The 2,955-nt window shown below is 62.9% G+C and carries 4 protein-coding genes; 1 reads left to right on the top strand and 3 read right to left on the bottom strand.

Annotated features, from left to right (window positions below):
• Positions 1–665: hypothetical protein (locus tag VEK15_22630; protein HXV63515.1), on the top strand; the 665-nt coding region annotated here is incomplete at its 5' end.
• Here the strand turns inward: VEK15_22630 and nth are convergent.
• The 3 genes from nth to VEK15_22615 all read right to left on the bottom strand — a co-directional run.
• Complete coding sequence (gene nth, locus VEK15_22625; protein ID HXV63514.1) at positions 601–1,329, bottom strand: endonuclease III; 729 nt, start codon at positions 1,327–1,329, stop codon at positions 601–603. The genes VEK15_22630 and nth overlap by 65 nt on opposite strands.
• A 16-nt stretch (positions 1,330–1,345) precedes the next feature.
• On the bottom strand, positions 1,346–2,512 hold the full coding sequence (locus tag VEK15_22620; protein HXV63513.1) for an aminotransferase class V-fold PLP-dependent enzyme: 1,167 nt from the start codon (positions 2,510–2,512) through the stop codon (positions 1,346–1,348).
• A gap of 94 nt (positions 2,513–2,606) precedes the next feature.
• The coding region (locus VEK15_22615; GenBank protein ID HXV63512.1) for a serine hydrolase at positions 2,607–2,955 on the bottom strand (349 nt) is incomplete at its 5' end.

The following is a 2,955-nucleotide window of genomic DNA, read 5'->3' as shown; positions in this document are numbered from 1 at the left end:
AGTACTGCCGCCGGTGGTTTCTGATCGGTCTGTGGGACTTTCGCGTCGGCCACGTCGTTTCCTTCGTCGTGGCCACCATCTTCCTGCTTCTCGCGGCGGTGTGGCTCTACCCCAGCGAAGTCCAGGGAAATGCGGTGATGGGCGAGATCGCGCAGATCTTCACGAGAAGCGTCGGGCCGTGGATGATGAACGTATTCCTCGCCGGCGCCTTCGCCGCGACTTTCTCGACGGCGTTCAACTATTTCGATGGTTGGCCCAGGGTGGTCGCGGCCTGCGCGCGAAACTTGTTCCGGAAAACGTGGCTCCTGAAAGGCACCGCCGCCGAGGATTTGACGCCAGAGCACCGACGCCGCTGGTACTCCGAGTACAACATCTACCGCGCGACGATGTTCTACTCGCTCGTCGCCGCCGTCGCGATCATCTTCGGCTTCCCCCGGCCCGTATGGCTCGTCCTCGTCGCATCGGCGCTCGCCTTCTTCGTGGCCCCGGTGATCTTCGCTCTCAACCTCTACTACTGCTTCACCATCATTCCCAAAGACGATCGCTACTTCTATCCCGGCAGATTCGAGACCTACTTCGCCTGGACGAGCCTCGTGGTGTTTACCGGAATGACGGTGCTCGCGATACTCGATCGCGTCTTCGGGGTCGCTCTCTTCGGCGGTTAGCGGCATCTCGAGGCAGAACACCTCTTCGTCGACACCATTCGGCCACGCGACAATCCTCGCATCTCGGTGCCGTCGGCCTGCAAACGAGCTGGCCATGGGCGACGAGAAAGGCGTTCACCCGCGCCCGCCAGCGGATCGGTACGAGCGGCGTCAAGGCCTCTTCGGTTGTCTCGGGCGTTTTCGTGCGCACCCAGTCCATGCGGTTCGAGATGCGGTGGACGTGGGTATCGACCGCAATGGCGGGCTCGCCGTAGCAATTCGCGAGCACGAGATTCGCGCATTTGGGCCCGATTCCTGGAAGCTCGAGGAGACCTTCACGGGTCCGGGGAACGCCGCCGCGGGCGCTCACCGTCCGGGCAAGCGCCCGAAGTTGATCAGACTTCTGGTTGTAGAATCCGGCACCAAAGAGCAAACGCCTCAGCCTTTCTCGCGGAAGCGACAGAATTTGCTCCGGGGTCCTGGCGATGGCGAAGAGCTCCGCGCAAACCCTCGTCGTGGTCTCGTCCCGCACGCGCTGGCTGATGAGGCAGGCCACGAGCTCCATGAAAGGCGAGCGTGTGGTCTCGAACGAACCTTGATAGACCGGAGCCTCGCGGTAGCGTCCGTTTCGCGTGTCGCGCGCTAGCCGTCTCAGGACGGCGAGGATGCGCTCGTTTCGCCTCACGCCGAACGGTGGCGCGTCAGTCCAGTGCCGACATCGCTGCGGCGAGGCCGGCTTTCAGATCCGTCGAATAGCCCTGTACCGCGAGCGCCTGGCTGATGCACGACAAGAAGAACAGGATTCGCTCGGGCGACGAGGAATATCCCATGAGACCGACGCGGAAGACCTTGCCTTTCAACGCGCCCAGGCCTCCTCCAATCTCGAGGTTGAAGGTCTCGAGAAGGTAGCCTCTCGTTCTCGCATCGTCCACACCACCAGGAATGCGTATGGTATTCAACGATGGTAGACGATGCTCCGGCGCCACGAGCATCTCGAGTCCCATAGCCTCCACTCCGGCGACCAGGGCCCGATGGTTCCTGAGATGGCGGGCGATTCTCTGTTCGAGCCCCTCCTCCTCGATGAGGAGCAGCGCTTCGAGCAACCCGTAATTGAGAGTGCTCGAGCTGGTGTGATGATAGGCGCGCCCCGTCCAATATTGATCGAGAAGCTGCGCATCGAGATACCAGCTCCTCGCGGGATGCTTCCGCTTCTTCATCGTGTCGACCGCGCGCGCGCTGAACGTCACCGGCGCGAGCCCGGGCGGACTGCCGATGCATTTCTGCGAACAGCTGTAAGCGGCGTCGATTCCCCACTCGTCGATGCTCACATCGACCCCGCCAAGCGACGTGACGCAGTCGAGCAGCACCATGACCCCGTGCTCGCGGGCCAGGCGGGTGACGTCGTCCATCGGTTGCAGGACCCCGGTGGAGGTCTCGGCATGGACGATGGTCATGAGCTTGAATCGGGCCTGTTTCAGCGCCGCCTCGATCGCGTCGGGATCGGTGGGCCTCCCCCATTCCCCTTCCACGACCGTCACTCGCGCGTCCTGGCGTTCCGCCATCTGTCTGATGCGGTCACCGAAGTAACCGTGCACGCACACGAGCACCGGGTCATCGGGCTCGAGCAGGTTCGCCACCGAGGCCTCCATGCCCGATGTGCCCGTCCCCGGAGTCGCCTGCGTCAGCGGATTTCTGGTCCGGAACACCATCCGCAAACTTTCACGGATGCGATCGAGCACTTCCAGGTAAGCGGGATCCAGATGGCCGATGACGGGCGATCCCAGCGCGCGGTAGACGCGGGGGTGGATGTCGAGCGGTCCCGGCCCCATCAAGGTTCTGAGGGGAGCTTCGAATCGTGTGGGCATCATGAGCGCTCCTTTCGCTTCTTGGTTCTTATTGCCGTGGCGGGACCTGCGATCCGCCACCGCTCGGCAGGCTGGGCCGTACTTTTTCATTCGCCTGCTACTCTCTTGGTTTGATATTCACGTCCACGATAGCGGTCATTACCGCGTCGTGAAACGCGGGCCGGAGATCGAAGATCTTTCGGTTGTCGCGCGTGGGATGCACCCGGTTCGTGAGGAGAATGGCGAAGAGCTCGCGCTCGGGATCGATCCACAACGAGGTCCCGGTGAACCCGGTATGCCCATAGGAGGCTGAGGAGAAGTAGAGGCCCGCCGAGCTCGGCTCCGAAGGAGTATCCCATCCGAGAGCGCGGCTCGAACCTTCGACGAGATTGACCCGCGCCGTGAACCGGGCGATCGTCCGGGCGTTGAGCAGCCGCCGCCCGTTATAGGCACCCCCGTTCAGCATC

Source organism: Vicinamibacteria bacterium (genome assembly GCA_035620555.1).
GTDB lineage: Bacteria > Acidobacteriota > Vicinamibacteria > Marinacidobacterales > SMYC01 > DASPGQ01.
This window is presented reverse-complemented; position numbering and strand designations above follow the sequence as displayed.

Excerpts from the sequence above, each read along its gene's own strand:
- VEK15_22620 (HXV63513.1), bottom strand. The coding sequence starts at position 2,512 with ATGATGCCCACACGATTCGAAGCTCCCCTCAGAACCTTGATGGGGCCG.